Here is a 19553-nt window from a genome sequence, read left to right on the forward strand (position 1 = left end):
GCGACCCGCAGATATAGTTGCCGGGAGGCAACGGCGACGATCACAAGGATGGCGCCGACGCCGACGGCTCGGACTGCAATTTGTAGGTATTGCGCCATAGCGAACTTGCACCGTATAACAGAAGGTAATTGGCAGTGAGGCTACACGAGGATGTCTCGGGACGGCGCCACGCCGTTGCGGGATTGACACAATCCGGTTCGCCGCGGCGGGTCGGATCGCGCGTTGCGTGACAACGCATGGCGGTACTGAAAAGAATGTCCCGAAAAGCGATCGAGGCCTTACCGACCGGCCGCTACTGGGCCACGCCACGCGCGCCCTTCCCGCTGGACGGTCCCAATGGCCATGATGAGGTCTTCCCCGGCGCCTACTGCATCAGCGACGGCAAATGGGTCACCTTCTATAAGGACGGGGAAGAAGTATGGGCGTGCAATGCAGTGTATGCCGCCGCCCATTTCGACTTTGCACCGGTTCCAACCAACCGCTCGCCGACGGACATTACAACTTTGCCGCTACATCCATTTTTCGCGGACCGTTTATTATGTTGAATCATGGACGCCCGCGACTTACGCGGTTACGTCGCGGTAACTTCGTGCGCCGGGTTGGCCGGCAGATCATGCCGCAGCTGCTTGGCCTGATCGGCCCTCGCCCCAGTCGATGGGAAAGGCGCAGCAAAAATGTGCCGTTTAAACGATAATTTAGAAACGGGAGTTTTTTTAAACGCCTGCCTGGCCGATTAAACGACTGGAGCGCACTTTGACAGCAGAATGGATCGGGTACAAATGGCTCTCGGAGCACTACGACGTTGCCCCAGTACAGGATTTTCAGATTGCCAGCGAGATCGGCGCCGCTAGGCGCTCCGTGGTAACCTATGGTCGAACGCTCGAAACCTACCCCGCTGCTTCTCGCCCGGCGCCAACGCTGCAGGCCCACCTGACTTACGCGCTCCGACAGGAAGGGGTCCATCTAGAGTTCCTGGCGCGACTCTTCGATGTACTTCCGCAGGCGGAGTTATCCGCCTGGCTGAATCGGGAGCGCACAGGCCAGTATGCCAGACGGATTGGCTTTCTATATGAATGGCTAACCGGCCGCCAGATCGAAGGCATCGATGCCGTGACCGGGGGCAACTACGTCGACGCGATCGACCCTGGGGCCTATTTCGTCGCGACGGCGCCAACTCGAAATACACGTTGGCGCGTGAGAGACAACCTGCCCGGCAATCGGGATTTCTGCCCGCTGGTTCGAAAGACCCCGGACGTTCGCGCGGCACAGGACTACGACTGCGCGGCCCGGCTCGACGAGCTCAACGCGGAGTTCGGCGGCAACGTCTTGATGCGCAGTGCCGTCTGGCTAACTATCAAGGAATCCAAGTCGTCGTTTGCGATCGAACACGAGCAGGACCAGATGGACCGAATTCGCCGATTCGCGGCAGTGATGGAACGCCGGATCGGTGAGTATCCCGCGCTGCTGTCCCCTGACACGCTAGCCGAATTGCAGCGAGAGATCGTGAGCGAACGCAGCACCATTTCCCGTTTCGGGTTGCGCGCATCGCCTGTGTTCGTCGGCGAAACGCATCGATTTGAGCATATCGTCCACTATGTCGCCCCGCATTGGGATCGGCTGCATGACATGCTACGCGGGCTCGAGGTCTTTCTCGAGCGTACAGCCGGGCAATCTTCGGTAATTCGCGCTGGAGCGGCCGCGTTCGCGTTCGTGTTCATCCACCCGCTGGCCGACGGCAATGGGCGTATCCACCGCTTCATCATTAACGACGTCCTTCGAAGAGATGGCGCCGTTCCGCGGCCATTTATCCTGCCGATCTCGGCTGTCATCACAGAGAAACCGCAGAACATCGCGCGCTACGACCAAATCCTCGAACGCTTCTCGAAGCCGTTAATGCTCACATATGGCAAATTTTGCGAGTTCGCGCCAACTCGCATGCTTTATCCAGATGGCGTCCAATCGAACTTTGAGTTCGCCGGTTACGACGCCGCATTGCCGGCTTGGCGTTACCCTGACCTGACTGTGCAGGTAGAGTACATGGCCGACGTCATCGACCGAACCATCAGGCAAGAAATGAGGACGGAGGCCGGGATTCTGCAGGAATGGACCACCGCTCGACGGATGGTGAAGGACATCATCGACGGCCCTGACGCCGATATCGATCGGATCATCCGGTCGGTCAGGGACAACCAGGGAGTAGTCTCGAACAAGCTCCGAAAGGAATTCCCTGTTCTCCAAAACGTGGAGATCGTGGCAGATCTGGTCAGTGTACTGAAAAATGCCTTCATGAATTTCGATAGTGGAAGCAATCTGTGATTCAATCTATTGATCTATATCAGCACTGTCTGTGGATTGAAGAGTGTATTGTTTTGAATGAGKGACTTGAGTTCGATATGGCTTCGAATGCAACCTGAACTYAACCCGTTTCCGGATCACCCACAAGAGAACTGCCTTAAGAGCGAGTTTGCATAGCCTGAGTCTGTGCGGTTCGGTCGCGCTGGTCCCGCTCGACAAGCTAGCCTGCCGACGTCCCTGGAAGGGCACGACGGGTTGTACCGGCTTCCCGAGGCCAGATGGCTGCTGTCCGCCCGCAACGACGTGCGGCCACGCCGGTCAACGAAGAACCGAGCAAATACAAGCCACTGCCAACTGATCGGCGAAGGGGTTCCCGCCGCGGGCGATTTTGATTCGCTCTAGCGTGACCGCTCAAAAGTACTGGGCTTCGCCCTCTTCCATGTGGGTGCCATCCGCCCTCATTGCGAGCTGGGAGGCTTTGGCCGCGTGGGTCGCGGCCTGCTCGAGCAGGGGCGCGTGCGCCTTTGGGACAACGAGCATCGTCAATCCCAGTCCTTCCAGCGCGCGTAGTGCGTGCTCCAGATTCACCCCTTTGCCGTTCTCCAGCTTGGACAGCATGCCGACGGAAACGCCGCAATGCCTGGCCGCCTGGTCAATTGGCATCCCCTCGGCAACCCGCGTCGCCCGAATGCGATCACCCAGTTGGTCGATGGTGCGGATGGCAGCCCGCGATGGTGGCGCGGCATCGGCTAGCGGTCGTGGCATTGGGGGAGGTCCGGAGATTTGGGAGACTGGGAGATCCAGCACTGGGGCTGCTCTCCCGGTTATTTCACTATCGTGAAAGTATATCAAACGCCGCGCCCTCGCCTGCACTGCCGCCAGCTCAGCGCGCAATTCCCGCGAGCGCCTGCTCGGCATTCTGGCTGGTCGATCTCCCGCAGTGCGCGGCGCTCGGTGGCGCTGGCCCGCTCCTGCGCGACGGCCACCTGCTCGCCGCGCGCCGTCGAGTTCGGCTTGCACTGCCGCCGTCTCCTGCTCAGCGACCACCACCGCGGGGCGCGCCTGGTCGCGCTGGGCCTCCGCCTCGCTCGCCTGCAGCCGCGCTTTGGCGTGGTCTCCTTCCGGGAGAGTATCGAGGTGCCGGCGGAGAAGGCGCCCGTGGTCGGGCGGGAGGTGGTTAAGCGGAGTGGGGGTAAGCGTCAGGGGTAGCGGCCGGCCTACGTCACACGGCTCTTCGCCCAGAGCCACTAGCGAACTGGAGAGCGCGCCAAGGCGGGCGCCAAGATCGGGCCGCGCGTGATGCCATGAATGTGTCCGGCAACGCGCCTGACCTCATGCTCATAACGGTGCAACATACTGCGGCGACGCATTTCCCGCCGCATCGATTTTGCAACCTTGTTGCTGACCGCCGGCACGAAACCCACCGACCGGCCCGATTCCTGACACTTCGCGGCCTGAACGTGTAGCACAGAAAGTCGAACTGAGGTTACCCCGCTTCGTCGGACAGCAAGGCGCGGCCCCGCAGCGTAGGCATTGCGCCCGCTCAGTCCAGCTTGGCCCCGGTTGATTTCAGCAATTTATTCCAGCGTTGCGCCTCGGCTGCAATCTTCTTGCCAAAATCCTCCGGGCCAAGTTCGGCAGGGAGTGCGCCGGCGGATTCGAGGTTCTTCAGCATAGCGGCATTTTTCAGCATCTCCCTCACCTTCGCATGTAGGCTTTTTTGCACGTCCACGGGTGTGCCGCGCGGCGCCGTGAGGCCAAACCAGTTGCTCACCTTGAACTCCGGCACACCTGATTCGGCCGAGGACGGCACCGATGGCATCATCGGAATACGCTTGTCGCTTGCCACGGCAATGGCGCGTAGCTTGCCTGACTCGATGAAGCCGGCCACAGTCGGCGCGGCGGTAATCAGGATGTCGATCTGCCCTCCAAGCAGGTCATTCAAAGCCGGCCCGGAGCCTTTGTAGGGGACATGGCTGATGTCGATTCTTGCCACGGACTTGAGCAGTTCCCCGGCGACATGGGGACCGCTGCCTGGCCCGCCTGAACCGAACGTCACCTTGCCGGGCTTTTGCCTCGCGTACTCGATCAGCTCCTTCAGGTTATGCGCGGGCACTTTCGGATTCACCACGAGCACATAGGGCGCCTCGGCGAATTGCGCGATCGGCATGAAGTCGCGCAACGGATCGAACGACAGCTTCGGGAACAGGGCGGGAACGATCGTGGTCGTCATTTCGGTGGCCATCAGCGTATAGCCGTTCGGCTCCGCCTTGGCCACATAGGCCATGGCGATCGTGCCGCTTGCGCCCGGCTTGTTCTCGACGAGAAACGGCTGCTGGTACGCCTCACCCATGTAGCGCGCGACGGCCCGCGTGACGTAGTCGGTGGAGCCGCCCGGCGCATAAGGCACGGCGATTGTCACCGCCTTGTTCGGATAGGCTTCGGCAGCCTGGGCGCCGACAGCGTGGACAGCGCAGACCGCGCTGAACAGCAGGCCGAGAATGGATAGGGTCTTCATTGCTTGTCTCCTGGGGCTTCGCGAACTGACGCCGCTTTGATGAGTGAGAAGCCGCTACGGCGACGGCTTCCGTGCCCGTGCTGGTTTTCTGGGCACAGCTGCCCTGCCGGATCGAGGCGGGCGCGAGGGCGACCGCATGTCAGGGCAGGTAGGTGAAAAGAGGGCGGCGCTTGCAACCGCCCAACGCTTCGGTGCGCTTATTGATCAACTACGAAGCCGTCGAGATGTGGGCGCATCGAGATCGGCTTGGACAGCGGCGGCCGGATCTTCTGCGCATCCGGCACCAGGTTCATGCCGAGTCCCGGGCCGGTGGGGATGTCGACGAAGCCGTTGAGCGGCAGCGGAACCCGGTCCACGATGTTGGTGCCAAGGTGTTCCGGCCGCGATTCGAAGATGCCGGCCTCGAAGCCCGTGGCGTATTCCTGGATCGCAAAGTTGGGAATGGCGGCGTCCAACTGGAGGCAAGCGGCGAGCCCGATCGGCGAGAGCGGGTTGTGCGGCACCACCTGCACATGATGGGCCTCCGCCATGGCGGCCACCTTGCGCGCGCCGGTGATGCCGCCGCAGACGCAGGGATCCACCCGCGCGTATTCGACGCTATTGCGGCTGAGCAGGGCCTGAAACTCATAGATAGAGGTAAAGCGCTCGCCGGTCGCGATGGGAATATGGATCTTCTCGGCGACGCGCGTCATACCATCCGGGCCTTCGGGCCGAATCGGATCTTCGATAAACATTGGATGCGTGTCTTCGATGCCGCGCGCGAACACCACTGCCTCCGCCGGAGTCAGGCGGCGATGCAGTTCGATCAGCAGGTCCACGCGGTCGCCGACAACCTCCCGCATACGGTGCACGTTGTCGATGGCATCGCGCATCTTCTTGATATGCGTCTTGAAGTAGATCTGGTCGTTGCCTTCATCAAGGAAGGGGTTGAGGTGGCCAAACGCGGTGAAGCCCGCTTCCATCTTGGCTTTGCATTCCACTAGGATCTTTTCGATGCTGCTCTCGTAGATATGCCCGTAGATGCGTGCCTTGGTGCGCACCGGCCCGCCCAGCAACTGGTAGATGGGCACATTCAGCGCCTTGCCCTTGATGTCCCACAGGGCGATGTCGATCGCGGAGATGGCCGAGTTGATGGCGATGCCTTGGAAGTACCCGAACCGGTGCATCACGTTCCAGTGGTGCTCGATCTCGAACGGATCCCTCCCTTCCAGGTATTCCGCAAAGCGCCGGATGGCCGCGGCCGAGGCATCAAGCTGGCCCCAGGCGCCGGATTCGCCGACGCCGACAATACCTTCGTCCGTACTGACGCGGGCAAACATGAACTGCCCGACATGCAGGGCCTCGACTTTGGTGATCCTCATTCTGATCCTTTCAATTGCTGAATTGCCGATCCGACGCTTTGGAGAGGGCGGATCTGTGGTGCCAACGGCCTGACAGCCTCGCGCTGTAGTTTATGAGATTGGAAACGTTTCCGGAAACGTTTCCAAAGAATAGATGGCATACTTCGGTGCGTCAAGAGCAGAGTTGAAAAATCGCCCCAATGAGCAACAAGCCAACTTCTTCCGAAACCAGGCGCGCCGGCATTAAGGAGGTTGCCGAACGCGCTGGTGTCGGTATCGCTTCCGTGTCGCGTGTGCTTTCCGGCCAGCCGGGATCCAGCCCACAGTTGACTGAGAGGGTGATGCAGGCGGCGCGCGAACTCGGCTACATGCCGAACCTCATGGCGCAAAACCTGCGCCGGCGGACCACCAAGTCAATTGGATTCGTCGGGTCAGACATCACCAATCCCCTATTGGCGTCGATCGTCGGGGGCGCGGAAAGTGTGCTGAGCGCGGCGGGCTATTCCATCCTCCTGACCAATTCGGGCGGGGCGCCAGACGTGGATGCGCAGCGCATAGAAGTGCTGCTGCAGCGGCAGGTCGACGGCTTGATCGTCCTGCCCGCACTGGAAGACAATGCCGCAACACTTGCGGCACTTGCCAGCGCCACCGCTCCGGTGGTAGTCATCGACCGCGCCATGGCCGGCGATCTCGATGTGCACTATGTGCTCTCCGATCATTACCTCGGCATGGGAGAAGCCACGCGGTACTTGCTGCGGCAAGGGCACCGGCGCATCGGGTTGGCGGTCGGCCAGAATGTGCGCCCGTCCCGTGAACGGATCCGCGCAGTGGAAGACACCTTTCGAGCGGAGGGGTTGTTGCCTGATGTGATGGTCGACTCCGGCAGCCTGTCGCCCGAGCATGGGGAGAATGCGATGGAAGGCTTTCTGGCGGACGCCAATCCGCCCACTGCGGTGATTCTCGGTGGCAACCAGTTGCTGGAAGGGGCCTTGCGTGCCGTGCGCAAGCGCGGCTTGCGCTTGGGCGATCAGTTGTCGCTGGTGTGCTGCGACGACGTCGCCTTGTCGCGGATGTACGATCCGCCGATCGCGACCGTGCTGCGTGATACCGCACTGCTGGGCCAACGTGCCGCCGAGGTGTTGATCGATCAAATCAAAGACCCGCACCAGACTACCCCGGTCTTGCTGCCTACCAGCTTCGAGCCGCGCGAAAGCTGTGGCCCCGTTGCGACGCAGAAGACAAGACCATCGCGTCGCCCGGGCTAGCCGACGGCCTCAGGCACTGGAGGCGTTGGCGGCCCGGTAAAGCGGCCAGCGGCCTGTAAGTGGGCCACGGTCAGGCGTTGCTGGGCTATCTGGATTTACCACTGACACGGTAAACCCCCTACCACTTTCAGCACTCGGTGGGACAGAAGCGGTACAGGCAAGCGCCAAGATGCCCTGCCTGTACCTGTTCACGAAGCCCTGCACGATCGAGGAATCAGGCCGCCATGACGCGGCGCTCGTCTTCACTGAGATCGGGACCGTCGAGTGTTACGCGTGAATGGTCCGTGCGGAACTTGTTGATAATGGGTTTCAGTTCTTCCTTGACGTGCTCTTCACTGTAGCCGTTAAAGAGGTGGCCGAGCAAGCCGCGGCGCAAGTCCGTGGTGTCCATGAACCAGTCGGCGATCGGGAACGTCAGATTCATGTTGTACTTCATCATGATGCCCATGTTGTGATGCGCAGTGTGGTGGCGGCGGATGGTGTTGATGAAGGGCATGTTTCGCACGAACCAGTTGTCATGCACGTGGCAGCAGTAGTGGAACGTTTCGTAGATGAGGTATTGAGCGACCATTGTCAGAAAGACAATGTAGCCCGCATTGGTGTTGATCACGAGCGAAGTCAGGTAGCCAAGGCCGCCGCCGCCTACGCCGAGGGTGGTCAGCACACGCCAGGGAAAGAACACGATACGAAACTCACGCGTGGTGTCGATCGTGGCGTCTTGGTCGGTGAAGTACTGATGATGTTGCCGGGTATGGCGGTCGTAGATCGCGCGGAGCGCGAACACATCGATTTTCCGATGCATTACATAGCGGTGCATATACCATTCGACGAAGTTGCCTGCCAGGAAAACCGGCAAGACCAACGCCCACTCCCACCTGGCACCTTGAAGATGCGTGAGCGCGTAGTACAGCGCCGTGATACCGACGCCATAGATCACGGTGATGTGCAGCAGCCCGTTATATAGCGGGCTGATGTCGGCCTTGTACTGTTCTCGGAATTTTCGTTGGCGTTCGGTCATCATGGTTGGTCTCCTTCGTCCTCAGGGGCAATCGTTGCGCTTCTGCTCAGCTAATACATAACTAACATATTAGTGGGATATAGAAAAAAGTCAAAGGCAAAATCGGCATATGCAACGCAGTGACAGCAGCGTTGCAACGGCCCATAAAAAAGCCCCCGGCAAGCCAGGGGCGGCTCCCCGCAGTTGCTCAGGGCGGCTAGTGGGAGACGTCTTCGAGTGCCCGCCCTTTCGTTTCCACACCCAATACGAGGACCGCCAGCGCCGCTACGACGAAGGAGAGCGCACCCAGTGTGAATACACCCCCCTGCCCGGCCAAAGGCAGCAGCACGCCAACGAGGTATGGTCCGGCTAAGGAGCCAATGCGACCGATGGATGACGCGAAGCCGGAGCCGGTGGCACGCGAGCGCGTGGGATAGAGTTCCGGGGTGTAGGCGTACAAGACTGACCACATGCCGAACAGGAAGAACTGCATGCAAAGACCAGCCGCAATGAGTTGCTCCACTGGAACGCGATGCACGGCCGCCTGGCCGTAGAGGAACGCGGCGCCAGCGCTGCCCAGCAACATGAGAGCGCAGGTTGGCTTGCGCCCCCACTTCTCCAGCAGCCATGCGGAAAACATGAATCCAGGAATGCCGGCGAGGGAAATATAGACCGTATAGAGCACCGACTTGGTCACGGCATAACCGGCCTGTTGCAGCAGTGCTCCCAGCCAGGTAGTCAGTCCGTAATAGCCAAGTAGCGCGAAGAACCAGACGGACCACAGCATGATGGTGCGGCGCGCGTAAGGTCCCTGCCAGATTTCCACAAAGCGTGCCTTGCGGTTGGACACTTGCGGAGGTGGCGCGTAGATGTCCGAGACAGCCGGCAACGGGCGTCCCCATGCACGTTGGACGTGAGCTTCAATGCCTGCCATGACAGCATTGGCTTCGCTGCGGCGACCGACATCTTCCAGCCAGCGCGGAGACTCGGGAACACGGCGGCGCACCACGAATACAAAGACCGCAGGCACCGATAGTGCAATGAAGATTCCACGCCAGCCGACGATGGGCAGAAAAATGAAAGTAAGCGCGCCGGCTGCAATGAAGCCGATGGGCCAGAACCCTTCCAGAATGGCCACGTACTTACCGCGACTCTTCGCCGGCACGATCTCGGAGACCATCGATAAGCCAATCGGGAACTCCATGCCCATGCCAAAGCCAAGCAGTACCCGACAGAGCATCAGCGCCGTTACGCTATCGGCGAACCCGCACATCAGACTGCCGAGCCCCCAGAAGACCATACTTACCTGGAAGACGGGCTTGCGACCGAAGCGGTCGGCCAGCAGGCCCGCGATTGCGGCACCAAGAAACATACCGAGGAAACTCGAACTGGCCAGCAGGCCGGCCTGGGCAGCGGTGAGCGCGAATTCCGCCTTCATCGAGCCGAGGACAAACGTCATCAGGCCCAAATCCATTGAATCAAAAAACCACGCGGTGGCGATGATGCCGAATAGCGAACGCTGATATCCGGTCATCGGTAAGCGTTCGAGGCGAGCAGCGATGCCCGCCTCTATCTTGAGGGCGCCTGCTGACATATCCATGTCTGTCTCCTTGGGTACGACGGCCTCCTGGCGTGCCGCCTTATCTAATATATTAGATGGATTGTAGTAGCATTCAAATAATAAACGTACTTGCTAGGGAAACTACGTAGGTACCAGAGTTGCGGGACGTGGCAACAGGAGATGCGTTAAACCGCGCGTAGCGCGCCGCCCGCAGCAGCTTGAGAGGGACAGAACGAACTGGAAAACTCGCCGCGCCAGGCACCGCGGATAATGCTGGCGTAGCGTGAGGATACGTCGGCAACCGGGAATGCCTTGGCCAGGCGGGTCACGGCGAGCGCGTCCGCCGCCAGTGCGACAAGCTGTGACTCCGGAATGCCGAACGAGGCCAGGTCACCGGGGATCCCCACAGCTTCTACCATCGCCCGGATGACGTGTGGCAGCCGGGCGATGGCCTCGGTTTCGTCCGTCTCCTCGATGCCGAACATTCTTGCGATCTCCAGCAGTTCCGCCGCGCGCTCATGCTGGAGGGCATCCAGGACATACGGCAGCACTACCGCGTTAGTGCTGCCGTGGGACTTGTGCGTGATTCCGGCAACGCCGTATGCAATGCCATGCACGGCATTCAATCCCGCACTTCCGTACGAAAAGGCGGCATAGAGACTTGCGTAGCACATCCCTACGCGTGCCTCAGTGTCCTTGCCGTCTTGATAGGCGCGCAGTAAGTACATGGCGCACAGCCGGATCGATTCTCGCGCAAACAGCATCGTCAACGCGTTGCGGCCACTGTAGCCCGGGTCAGGGTGACCACCGCGATTGAACTTTGCCGAATCCAGGGTGAGAAAGGATTCAATGGCATGCGTCATCGCATCGATGCCCGCATCTGCAGTGACGCGCGGTGGGCAGCTATAGGTAAATTCGGGATCGATGAGAGCGATGCCGGGGCGCAAGCGGTTGTCCATCACTGCGACTTTGGTGGCATTGTCCGGGTCCACCAGGATCGCACCGGGCGTTGCCTCGGAACCAGTACCTGCCGTAGTGGGCAGTGCGATCAGAGGTAGCACTGCGGTCGCGCTGTCGATTGCGGTGACAAAATCGCCGATCGGCCGACCGGCGGGCAGGGTCAGGCAAAGTGCCTTGGCCAAGTCGATGTTGCTGCCGCCGCCCAGCGCAATGATATGGTCAAGTTGGCGGCCGCCCAGTCGGCGGCGGACATCGGCAGTGGCCGCATCGCACAGCGTGGTCGTGGGGTCCGCCATGCCACCGTCATAAACAAGAGTCTCGACGCCTCGCGCGCGGGCCGCTTCTACATATTCGCTCACCCACGGCATATGTGTAGTGAAGTAGGTGTCCGTGACTAGCAGCCCGGTACGATAGCCCAGGTGCTGGAGCAACTCCGGCAGCTGGGCCCGTGTGCCGGCCCCCATGATCAGTCGTGACGGTGCACAGAAATAGACAAGATCTTCAACTCTCATGGCAACTCCAGTGGGGAAACGGATGAGGGCCTGGCAGGCCAACGCGTTAGTCGATCCAACTGCTTTCGAATCGCGTCGGCAACCTGGGCCGTGTTTTGGGTAAGCAAGCCATGGCCGCCGCCATCGAGCATCGTCAATTCCGCATTGGGCAAGCCGTTTGCGAGGTTAAAGGCATGCGCGACAGGACAGTCATCGTCATGGCTGCCATGCACCACGACGGCCGGTATATCGATTGCACCAAGACTTGGGCGTTGGTCCGTGGCACGCAGAGCCTGCCAGGTCCACGCCACCGTCGTGTGGTCTGCAGCTTCCGTCAGGCCCAGCCTGCGCTCTCGAGCGGCAATCTCTTCCATCAGCGAATCCGGCGCAAACGACTCGAACCACGACACTGCATTCAGTTGCGACGTACCGGAAAGCAGGATCAGTCCACACGGTGCGGGTGTGTCAGGATTGGCGTGTCCCCCATAGAGGTATTCCAATGCCACCGATACGCCCATACTCCAGCCGGCGAGGATAAAAGGACGACCCGATGCATGCACTTGAATGGTCCGTTGGAGCTCCCGGGCATACGCCGCCAAGGTGCAGTCTGCAGGGGAACAAGGCCTGGGAGCGCGCCCGCGCCCAGGCAGGTTCGGTAGCACAAAGGTGCAGGTGTCCTGCAGTTCACGCGCAAGCGGCAGCCACGCTGCGCGTGTGCCCTGTATGCCATGCACGGCGATCACCAAGGCCGGACCCGCGCCTACCCAAATGACATCCATGCCCACTCCACACAGCTAATATATTAGATGAATCATAGCAGTCGATCAGAGAAACGCAAGCGCTCGGTGGTTGATGCGTACGACTCATATACAATTGGTATCTCGCGAACTCGAATGAGCAGCAATGACTGGCAAGACTGCATCTCGCACCAAGGCCGCCGCGCCCCCAGAGCCGGATGACACGACCGACAACGTTGCGGGACAACGCGGCCGGCTGACTGATCTGGCCTACGAACAGATCGAGGAAGCAATTGTCACGTTGCGGTTGGCACCCGGTACGTCAATCTCCGAACTGCAGCTCAGCGAGCTGACAGGCATAGGGCGCACTCCCATTCGAGAGGCCATCCAGCGCCTTGCCCGAGAGCATCTGATCATCGTGCTGCCGCAGCGCGGATTGTTGATTCCAACAATCGATGTCGGAAAGCAATTGCGTTTATTGGAGACACGGCGCGAAGTGGAGCGCCTGATTTGCCGAAGCGCAGCGCGCCGGGCCACGCCGGAGCAGCGCGAGCACTTCACGCGTTTAGCCCGAGAGTTTGCCCAGTCAGCAAGAGTCGGCGATGATGTCTCATTTGTGCGCGCGGATCGCGAGTTCAATGAGCTGTGCCTCGTGGCCGCCCGCAATGAGTTCGCCGAAGGCGCCATGCGCTTGATGCACGGCCTATCCCGGCGTTTCTGGTATTTGCACTACAAGGAAGCGGCCGATTTACCGATGATGGCTAAGCTGCATGCCAACGTTGCCGGCGCTATCGCCAAGGGAGATGTCGATGGAGCCGGCAAAGCCCTTGATGCGCTGCTGGATAATATCGAAGATTTCACGCGCGCTACTGTTCTCGGGGACAGGCGCTAATCCCATTCAAACCTTTACTTCGAACAAGCATCCGGACTGTGGCGCCTTGGCCAGCGTTTCCAGCGGCACCTGTTGCCGTGAGGTGGTGATGTAGAGGATGTCCATATTGGCGCCACCAATGGCAACGTCGCTGGGACAGGGCACTGGCATGCCGACCACGCGGTCGAGCGTGCCGTCGCGCGTAAAGCGCACCACGCTCCAGCCTTCGCATAGCGCCGTCCAGATGCCGCCATTGCTGTCCAGCGCGAGCCCGCTCAGCTTGCCCGCCCCGGGCGGCATGCTGGCAAGGCGACGCACCGCCGTTGAGCCAGGCTGCAGCATCAGGATGGCGCCGGAGGTCGGCGTGGTGGCATAGAGGGTTTCGTCCGCCGCGCTCCAGCATAGCGCCTGCACGGCTTCGCCAATATGCCAGTGCGCGTCGAGGCTGCCGTCGGCTCGCAGTAGACCCACCGCAGAGCCACCCTCGGCGGACTCCGTCGCAGCCCACACCGCGTTGGCCTGCTCGCCATAGCCTCTGCCCTCGCCCCCCTCGCCCCCCTCGCAGCAAGCCTGCAACGGCTCGCGGGACCAGCCTTCCAGCGGACGTCGGGTGCCGTCGCTCGCGATAGCCGCCGCGCCGCCCTCATGCATGGCCCACACTTCGTCGCCACGCAGCAGCAACCCGGTCACCGGCGCTTCCAGGCGCACCAGTTGCTCATCGCGCGCGGGTTCCTGCGTGGTGTCGAGCACGCGCACTGACGGCGCCAGCACATCGGCCCAGTACAGCCGCTGACGCCGCGCGCACCACAGCGGATGCGCGCCCTGGAATGCCCACGGCCCAGGCACCGCCGTTACCGAAGCATCGCCGGCGGGCAGGCGCACGCCTTCGAGTTGCGCGCCGATGCGGCGGGCGGCCTGCGCCACCTCGGGCCCGAGCAGCTCCAGCCGCGCGCGTGTCAACCGGTAGGCCGGGCCGGCCACGCTGATCGCGCCACGGACCACGCCCTCCGGATCGACGATGGGCGCACCCACGCAGCGCACGCCCAGCACGATCTCTTCGTCGTCGATGGAGTAGCCACGCGCGGCGGTGATATTGAGTTCCGCGTTGAGGCGGCGCCGGTCTGTAATAGTGAGCGGCGTGAGCGCCTTAAGCGTGAGTTCACGCACGATGGCGTCGCGCGCCGGGCCCGCCATGGCCGAAAGGATGGCTTTGCCCTGGCTGGTGCAGTGAACCGGCTTGCGCTGGCCCAGCACCGCCGCGGAGCGCTCGCTGTGCGCGCCGTCGCAGCGTTCCAGCGAGATCACCTCCAGCCCATCAAGCGTGGCGAGGTAGCAGGTCTCGCCGGTCAGGTCGCGCAGGCCGCGCATCTCATGCGAGGCGGCGGCCACCAGGTCCGGCATGGTATAGGCCTGTCGCGCCATCTCGAAGCAGCGAAAGCCGAGCCGGTACACCTTGCGCAGCGGATCGCGCCGCAGCATACCGCGGGCCACCAGCGTGGCCAGCAGACGGTACACCGTGGTTCGCGGCAGCGCGAGTTGCGCTGTCAGGTCGGACTGGCTGATGCCGCCGGGGTTGGCACCCACGGCTTCGAGCACGTCGATAGCCTTCTCAATTGCGCCGGTACCGTCACCGGGATTAACTGACATGGTGGCTTGTCTCAATATATGGAAAAAACGAAGCAGTCTGGCGAGGCCGCCCCTCTGCGAAGCATTTTAAGTTGCCGGGAAGTTCAATACCATGCAATCAGCCAGCACAGCTGACACGCAGCCAGATTTGTCCCACTGATTGGGACGATGGCCGCCCCGACCATTTGCAACCTGGACAGCACGCATCATGAGCACCAACCCCACCTTCGCGCCTCCCCCGCCCCTTGCCACCATCCCCCAGCGCGCACCCGCGCCGCACGTGCCGGATTCGGTACTCGACCGCCTGGCCAAGGTGACCAGCGGCTCGCTGACCACGCAGCTCTACATCAAAGGCTTCCGCCAGCCGGTATTGCACGGGCTGACACCGCTCAACCCCAAGGTCAAGCCTTTTGCCGGGCGCGCGTACACCATGCGCTTCATCCCGGCGCGCGAGGACATCGACGTCTACGGCAACCTCACCACCGAGCCTTCCGCCGACAACCTGCAATGGGTGGGCGTGGAGCAGATCGAGCCGGGCCATGTGCTGGTGATCGACAGCAACCGCGACGGCCGCGCCGCGTCGATGGGCAATATGCTGATCACGCGGATGATGATGCGCGGCGCCCGCGCGGTCATCACCGATGGCAGCTTCCGAGACGGCACGGAGCTGAGTCAGATGGATTTCCCGGTATGGAGCACGGGCGTGACCGCCACCACGCGGCTGTCCTATCACCATGTGGCGGACCTGCAAGTGCCGATCGGCTGCGCCGGCGTGGCGATCTATCCAGGCGACGTGATCCACGGCGACGGCGACAATATCACCGTGATCCCCGCCCACCTGGCCGAGGAAATGGCCAACCTGTGCGAGAAGCGCGACGACATCGAAGCCTACCTGGCATTGCGCGTGCAGGCCGGCGAAGCGCTGTGGGGCCTGTACCCGCCGAGCGAAGCCACGCGCGCGCAGCATCGCGAATGGGTCGCCGCCGGCCGCCCGCCGATCCCGGCCGCCAAGCCCGCCGGCAGCCGCTGAATCCGCCCAACCGGACACAAGACCAAGATGACCGCCATATTCACTCCCGAACAACACGCCGCGCTGATCCGCCGCTACTTCGACGCCTGCAACGCGGCCGACTACGACGCGCTGGTGGACTGCTTCACGCCCGACGCCGTGCACTACTTCCCTGCCGGCCTGCCCGAAGTACCCTGGCGCACCGCCGACACCATCGCCAAAAAATGGATCTGGTGCGTGGAAACGCTCGGCTCGCAATGGACGATCGAGCGCCTCATTGTCAGCCATGACAGCCCGGAGGCGATGATCGAATGGACGCACTGGAAAAACAAGAGCGGCACCGCGCTGCGCGGCGCCGAGTGGTACGACTTTGATCCGCAGACCGGCAAGATCGCCGAGATCCGCGCCTACTACGCCTCGCCCGCCGACAAGGCAACGCCCATCAACGAACTGGTGGCATTCGACTACGCGGGCCGCGGCTATCACCTGAAGAGCGTATGACCATGTCCTCCCTGCTGCAATCCATCGACGCGCGCAGTGGCCAGCCCACCGGCGCAAGCTGGCCGGCCTCCACGCCGGCGCAGATCGATGCCGCTGTCGCCGCAGCCGCCGCCGTGGCCGGCCAATGGGGCGCCAGCCCCGCCGCGCAACGCGCCGCCCTGCTGCGCGCGCTGGCCGCCGCGCTCGAAGCCGATCGCGAAACCCTGGTGCCACTGGCCGACCGCGAGAGCGCGCTCGGCCTGCCGCGCCTGAATGGCGAACTGGACCGCACCGCCTTCCAGCTGCGCGGCTTTGCCGATGTACTGGAACGCGGCGATGCGCACGCCAGCCTCGACGACCCCGCCGTAGCCGGCGCGCCGCCCGCCGGGCGTCCGCGCTTGACGCGCGTGCGCGTGCCCGTGGGCCCGGTGGCGATGTTCTCCGCCAGCAATTTCCCGTTTGCGTTCTCGGTGCTCGGTGGCGACACCGCCGCGGCGCTCGCGGCGGGCTGCCCGGTGGTAGTGAAGGCGCATCCGGCGCATCCGGAACTGTCGCGCAAGACCGCTGCGCTGGCGCAACGCGTGGTGGCCGGGCAAGGCCTGCCCGCCGGCATCTTCGGCTTTGTCGAAGGCGCTGCCATCGAGACCGGCGTGCGCCTGGTGCAGGCGGAGGCGATCGCGGCCGTGGCGTTCACCGGCTCGTTCAAGGGCGGCAGCGCGCTGGCCAAGGTGGCCGCCGAGCGCCCCCATCCGATTCCCTTCTACGGCGAACTCGGCTCTGTCAATCCGCTGGTGGTGCTGCCGGCCGCGCTGCGCGGCAACAGCGCGGAGCTGGCGCAAAATCTGGCCAGCTCGATCTGCCTGGGCAGCGGCCAGTTCTGCACCAGCCCCGGCGTGATCGTGGTCAGCAAGGACGCCGCTGGCGACGCCTTCGTCGGCGCGCTGGCCGGTGCCCTGCACGCGCTCGCGCCGCACGCCATGCTCAGTGCCGGCATTCGCACCGCCTTTGACCAGGGCGTGGCGCGCTGGCGCGCGTCCGACAAGCTCAAGCCGCTGCTCGGTGAAGTGGCGCGCGCGGACGCCGGCGGCCTGCCGCGCCCCTACCTGGCCGAGGTCGACGCCGCGGACTTTATCGCCGACCACAGCCTGCACGAGGAAGTCTTCGGCGCCGCCGCGCTGGTGGTGCGGATCGACTCACCCGGGCAAGCACAGCAAGTGCTGCGCGCCGTAGGCGGCTCGCTCACCGTGACGCTGTGGGGCGTGGATGCCGGCAGCGAAACGCCGGATGCCACCACGCTGGACATCGTGCGCGTCGCTACCCAGGTAGCCGGGCGCGTGCTGTTTGCGGGCGTGCCCACCGGCGTGGCCGTGACCGCCGCCCAGCACCACGGCGGCCCCTTCCCCGCGTCGACGCAACCCTTCACCACCTCGGTGGGTTACGCCGCGCTCGATCGCTTCCTGCGCCCGGTGGCGCTGCAAGATGCACCGGCCTGGCTGATTGCACGCGCGGGGGTGCCATGCTGAAGACAAGAATGCGGCATATCGTGTTGTTCCGGCGCAAGCCAGAGGTACCCAAGAACGCCACCCTGGAAGCCGCGCTCATCGAGCGCATGGCGGCCCTCGGCGCGCTGATCCCGGCCATACGGGGCTGGCGCTTGGCCGCAAACGAGCTGGATCGTGCGATCTGCTGGGACTATGTGCTGGAGTCCGAGGTGGATGACAAAGAGGCGCTGGATGCTTATCTGTTCCATCCCCTGCACCAGGCGCTGGTGGTGGATCTGAAGCCTTACTTTGAGTGGGCTGCGGTGGACTACACGGTTTGAGGTGGCGGGTTTTTCCCGCGCATCGGGCACGACCGTCCCATTTGCTGGCAGTGCGCTGTCGATCCCGCCCCGTGAGCACCGCCAGCGCGTGCAAAGCTTCCTATTGTGTTTATTCCCGCAAGATCAAGACAAAGGCGCCCGGGTATGGAGACACAAGCCGATTCGCCGCAGCGTCGCGGCTTCCGGCTGTTCATGGCCAGCAGCCTTCCATCTACGCGCTGTACGTCAATACGCGTGGCGCTGGCGCTTCCTGACGCGAGGCGGGCGTTAAACCCAACCGGCGCGCTCTGGAGCGTGCCGGTTGCGGATGGCTTAGTGCGCTATCGCTAACGACTGCCTACGGCCGCACCCCGAACTCCACCTTGTCCGCCGTCCACGCCACCGCCTGCTCGCTCAAGCTGAACCCAAGACCCGGGCGGCTGGGCACGATCATCCTGCCGTCGCGCAACTCCAGCCGTTCGTTGAACATCGGCTCCAGCCATTCGAAGTGCTCCAGCCACGGTTCCTGCGGATAGGCGGCAGCCAGGTGCAAGTGGATCTCCATGGCGAAGTGCGGCGCCAGCTTCAGCCCCTTGAAGTCCGCCAGGCTCATGATCTGCAGGAAGGGGGTGATGCCACCCACGCGCGGTGCGTCGGGCTGCACGAAATCGCTGGCATGCGCGGTGATGAGCTGCGCGTGCTCGCCGAAGCTGGTGAGCATTTCGCCGGTGGCGATGGGGGTATCCAACGAGGCGGCGAGCGCGGCGTGGCCTTCGATGTCGTAGGCGTCCAGGGGCTCCTCGATCCACACCAGGTTGAACTGCTCCAGCACGCGGCCGAAACGCTGCGCGGTGGTGCGGTCCCATTGCTGGTTGGCGTCTACCATGAAGGGAAAGTCTTCGCCCAGCAGTTCACGCACGGCTTTGACGCGCTTCAGGTCGGTGGCGGTATCAGGCTGGCCGACCTTGATCTTGATGCCGCCGATGCCGTTGGCGCGCGACTTCTCGATGTTTTTGAGCACCTGATCCAACGGCATCGACAGGTAGCCGCCCGAGGTGTTGTAGCAGCGTACCGAGTCGCGATGGGCGCCCAGCAGCTTGGCCAGCGGCAACCCGGCACGCTTGGCCTTCAGGTCCCACAGCGCGATATCGAACGGGGCAATCGCCTGCGTGGTCAGCCCGCTGCGGCCCATCGATGCGCCGGCCCACAGCAGCTTGTTCCAGATGCGGGCAATATCGTTCGGGTCTTCGCCGATCAGCTCCGGCGCGATCTCCTTGGCGTGGGCGTACATGCCGGGGCCGCCGGCACGCTTGGAGTATCCGAAGCCGATGCCCTCATGCCCGTCGCGGGTGCGGATCTCGGCAAAGATAAAGGCGATCTCGGTCAGCGGGCGCTGGCGGCCGGTCAGCACCTTGGCGTCGCTGATCGGCGCGGCCAGCGGGAGGTAGACCAGCGACACCTTGACCCATTCGATGCGGTCGCCGGCGGACTGGGCCGTGGGCTGCAGCGTGGCAGCGGCTTGCTGTGAAGCGAAGGAGGTGTTGGATGTGGTGGTGTTGCTCATGATTGGTCCTTGGTTGCTCGAAGTCTGTTTGTTGCCCA

The 19553-nt window shown here is 62.9% G+C and carries 18 protein-coding genes; 9 read left to right on the plus strand and 9 right to left on the minus strand.

The genetic code is table 11. The features are described from left to right. Positions 1–236: 236 nt before the first annotated feature. Both AC1DQ3_RS14720 and AC1DQ3_RS14725 read left to right on the plus strand, forming a co-directional pair. Positions 237–545 carry a hypothetical protein gene (locus AC1DQ3_RS14720; protein ID WP_477120917.1) on the plus strand — a complete coding sequence of 103 codons (309 nt, stop codon included), beginning with the start codon at positions 237–239 and terminating at the stop codon, positions 543–545. Between the two features lie 208 nt (positions 546–753). Next, positions 754–2316: a Fic family protein gene (locus AC1DQ3_RS14725; RefSeq protein WP_477120918.1), complete on the plus strand. Its 1563-nt coding sequence runs from the start codon at positions 754–756 to the stop codon at positions 2314–2316. A 390-nt stretch (positions 2317–2706) separates the two neighbouring features. Here the strand turns inward: AC1DQ3_RS14725 and AC1DQ3_RS14730 are convergent, their stop codons facing one another. After that, the gene (locus AC1DQ3_RS14730; protein ID WP_276290344.1) at positions 2707–3060 is read right to left on the minus strand and encodes a helix-turn-helix domain-containing protein; all 354 of its coding nucleotides are present in this window, start codon (positions 3058–3060) and stop codon (positions 2707–2709) included. 72 nt (positions 3061–3132) lie between these two features. On the opposite strand from AC1DQ3_RS14730, the gene AC1DQ3_RS14735 reads away from it, so the two are divergent. Next, a complete protein-coding gene (locus AC1DQ3_RS14735; RefSeq protein ID WP_477120919.1) occupies positions 3133–3504 on the plus strand; it encodes a hypothetical protein in 372 nt (123 codons plus the stop codon). 334 nt (positions 3505–3838) lie between these two features. Here the strand turns inward: AC1DQ3_RS14735 and AC1DQ3_RS14740 are convergent, their stop codons facing one another. Both AC1DQ3_RS14740 and AC1DQ3_RS14745 read right to left on the minus strand, forming a co-directional pair. Further along, positions 3839–4717 carry a Bug family tripartite tricarboxylate transporter substrate binding protein gene (locus tag AC1DQ3_RS14740; protein WP_477120920.1) on the minus strand — a complete coding sequence of 293 codons (879 nt, stop codon included), beginning with the start codon at positions 4715–4717 and terminating at the stop codon, positions 3839–3841. A gap of 293 nt (positions 4718–5010) precedes the next feature. Continuing rightward, on the minus strand, positions 5011–6174 hold the full coding sequence (locus AC1DQ3_RS14745; RefSeq protein ID WP_477120921.1) for a mandelate racemase/muconate lactonizing enzyme family protein: 1164 nt from the start codon (positions 6172–6174) through the stop codon (positions 5011–5013). A gap of 179 nt (positions 6175–6353) precedes the next feature. Between AC1DQ3_RS14745 and AC1DQ3_RS14750 the strand changes: the two genes are divergently transcribed. Beyond that, complete coding sequence (locus AC1DQ3_RS14750; RefSeq protein WP_477120922.1) at positions 6354–7418, plus strand: LacI family DNA-binding transcriptional regulator; 1065 nt, start codon at positions 6354–6356, stop codon at positions 7416–7418. Positions 7419–7632: 214 nt separating this feature from the next. Here AC1DQ3_RS14750 and AC1DQ3_RS14755 read toward each other — a convergent pair whose 3' ends face one another. The 4 genes from AC1DQ3_RS14755 to AC1DQ3_RS14770 all read right to left on the minus strand — a co-directional run bounded on the left by AC1DQ3_RS14755 (position 7633) and on the right by AC1DQ3_RS14770 (position 12206). Then, positions 7633–8439: a fatty acid hydroxylase family protein gene (locus AC1DQ3_RS14755; RefSeq protein WP_477120923.1), complete on the minus strand. Its 807-nt coding sequence runs from the start codon at positions 8437–8439 to the stop codon at positions 7633–7635. 193 nt (positions 8440–8632) lie between these two features. Next, positions 8633–10015 (minus strand): MFS transporter, encoded by a 1383-nt coding sequence (locus tag AC1DQ3_RS14760; protein ID WP_477120924.1) that lies wholly within the window; start codon positions 10013–10015, stop codon positions 8633–8635. A 146-nt stretch (positions 10016–10161) separates the two neighbouring features. Next, positions 10162–11448 (minus strand): iron-containing alcohol dehydrogenase, encoded by a 1287-nt coding sequence (locus tag AC1DQ3_RS14765; protein ID WP_477120925.1) that lies wholly within the window; start codon positions 11446–11448, stop codon positions 10162–10164. Next, positions 11445–12206: an alpha/beta fold hydrolase gene (locus AC1DQ3_RS14770; protein WP_477120926.1), complete on the minus strand. Its 762-nt coding sequence runs from the start codon at positions 12204–12206 to the stop codon at positions 11445–11447. The genes AC1DQ3_RS14765 and AC1DQ3_RS14770 overlap by 4 nt, the downstream gene beginning before the upstream one ends. Positions 12207–12330: 124 nt before the next feature. On the opposite strand from AC1DQ3_RS14770, the gene AC1DQ3_RS14775 reads away from it, so the two are divergent. After that, positions 12331–13056 (plus strand): GntR family transcriptional regulator, encoded by a 726-nt coding sequence (locus AC1DQ3_RS14775; protein ID WP_477120927.1) that lies wholly within the window; start codon positions 12331–12333, stop codon positions 13054–13056. Between the two features lie 6 nt (positions 13057–13062). On the opposite strand, the gene AC1DQ3_RS14780 is transcribed toward AC1DQ3_RS14775, so the two are convergent. Continuing rightward, a complete protein-coding gene (locus tag AC1DQ3_RS14780; protein WP_477120928.1) occupies positions 13063–14682 on the minus strand; it encodes an IclR family transcriptional regulator domain-containing protein in 1620 nt (539 codons plus the stop codon). Between the two features lie 187 nt (positions 14683–14869). Here AC1DQ3_RS14780 and AC1DQ3_RS14785 point away from each other — a divergent pair, with 187 nt between their 5' ends. The 4 genes from AC1DQ3_RS14785 to AC1DQ3_RS14800 are packed head-to-tail and all read left to right on the plus strand — an operon-like array spanning position 14870 to position 17972. Beyond that, positions 14870–15691 carry an RraA family protein gene (locus AC1DQ3_RS14785; RefSeq protein ID WP_082095252.1) on the plus strand — a complete coding sequence of 274 codons (822 nt, stop codon included), beginning with the start codon at positions 14870–14872 and terminating at the stop codon, positions 15689–15691. A 27-nt stretch (positions 15692–15718) separates the two neighbouring features. Further along, positions 15719–16171 carry a nuclear transport factor 2 family protein gene (locus tag AC1DQ3_RS14790; protein WP_477120929.1) on the plus strand — a complete coding sequence of 151 codons (453 nt, stop codon included), beginning with the start codon at positions 15719–15721 and terminating at the stop codon, positions 16169–16171. After that, positions 16168–17673, plus strand: a complete 1506-nt coding sequence (locus AC1DQ3_RS14795; protein ID WP_477120930.1) for an aldehyde dehydrogenase (NADP(+)) — start codon at positions 16168–16170, stop codon at positions 17671–17673. The genes AC1DQ3_RS14790 and AC1DQ3_RS14795 overlap by 4 nt, the downstream gene beginning before the upstream one ends. Beyond that, positions 17667–17972 (plus strand): Dabb family protein, encoded by a 306-nt coding sequence (locus AC1DQ3_RS14800; protein ID WP_477120931.1) that lies wholly within the window; start codon positions 17667–17669, stop codon positions 17970–17972. Before AC1DQ3_RS14795 ends, AC1DQ3_RS14800 begins: the two co-directional genes overlap by 7 nt. 337 nt (positions 17973–18309) lie before the next feature. Here AC1DQ3_RS14800 and AC1DQ3_RS14805 read toward each other — a convergent pair whose 3' ends face one another. Further along, entirely contained in the window at positions 18310–19515 is a 1206-nt protein-coding gene (locus tag AC1DQ3_RS14805; protein WP_477120932.1) for an L-talarate/galactarate dehydratase, read from the minus strand. Positions 19516–19553: the final 38 nt, after the last annotated feature.

This window comes from Cupriavidus sp. 01T418 (genome assembly GCF_056398885.1).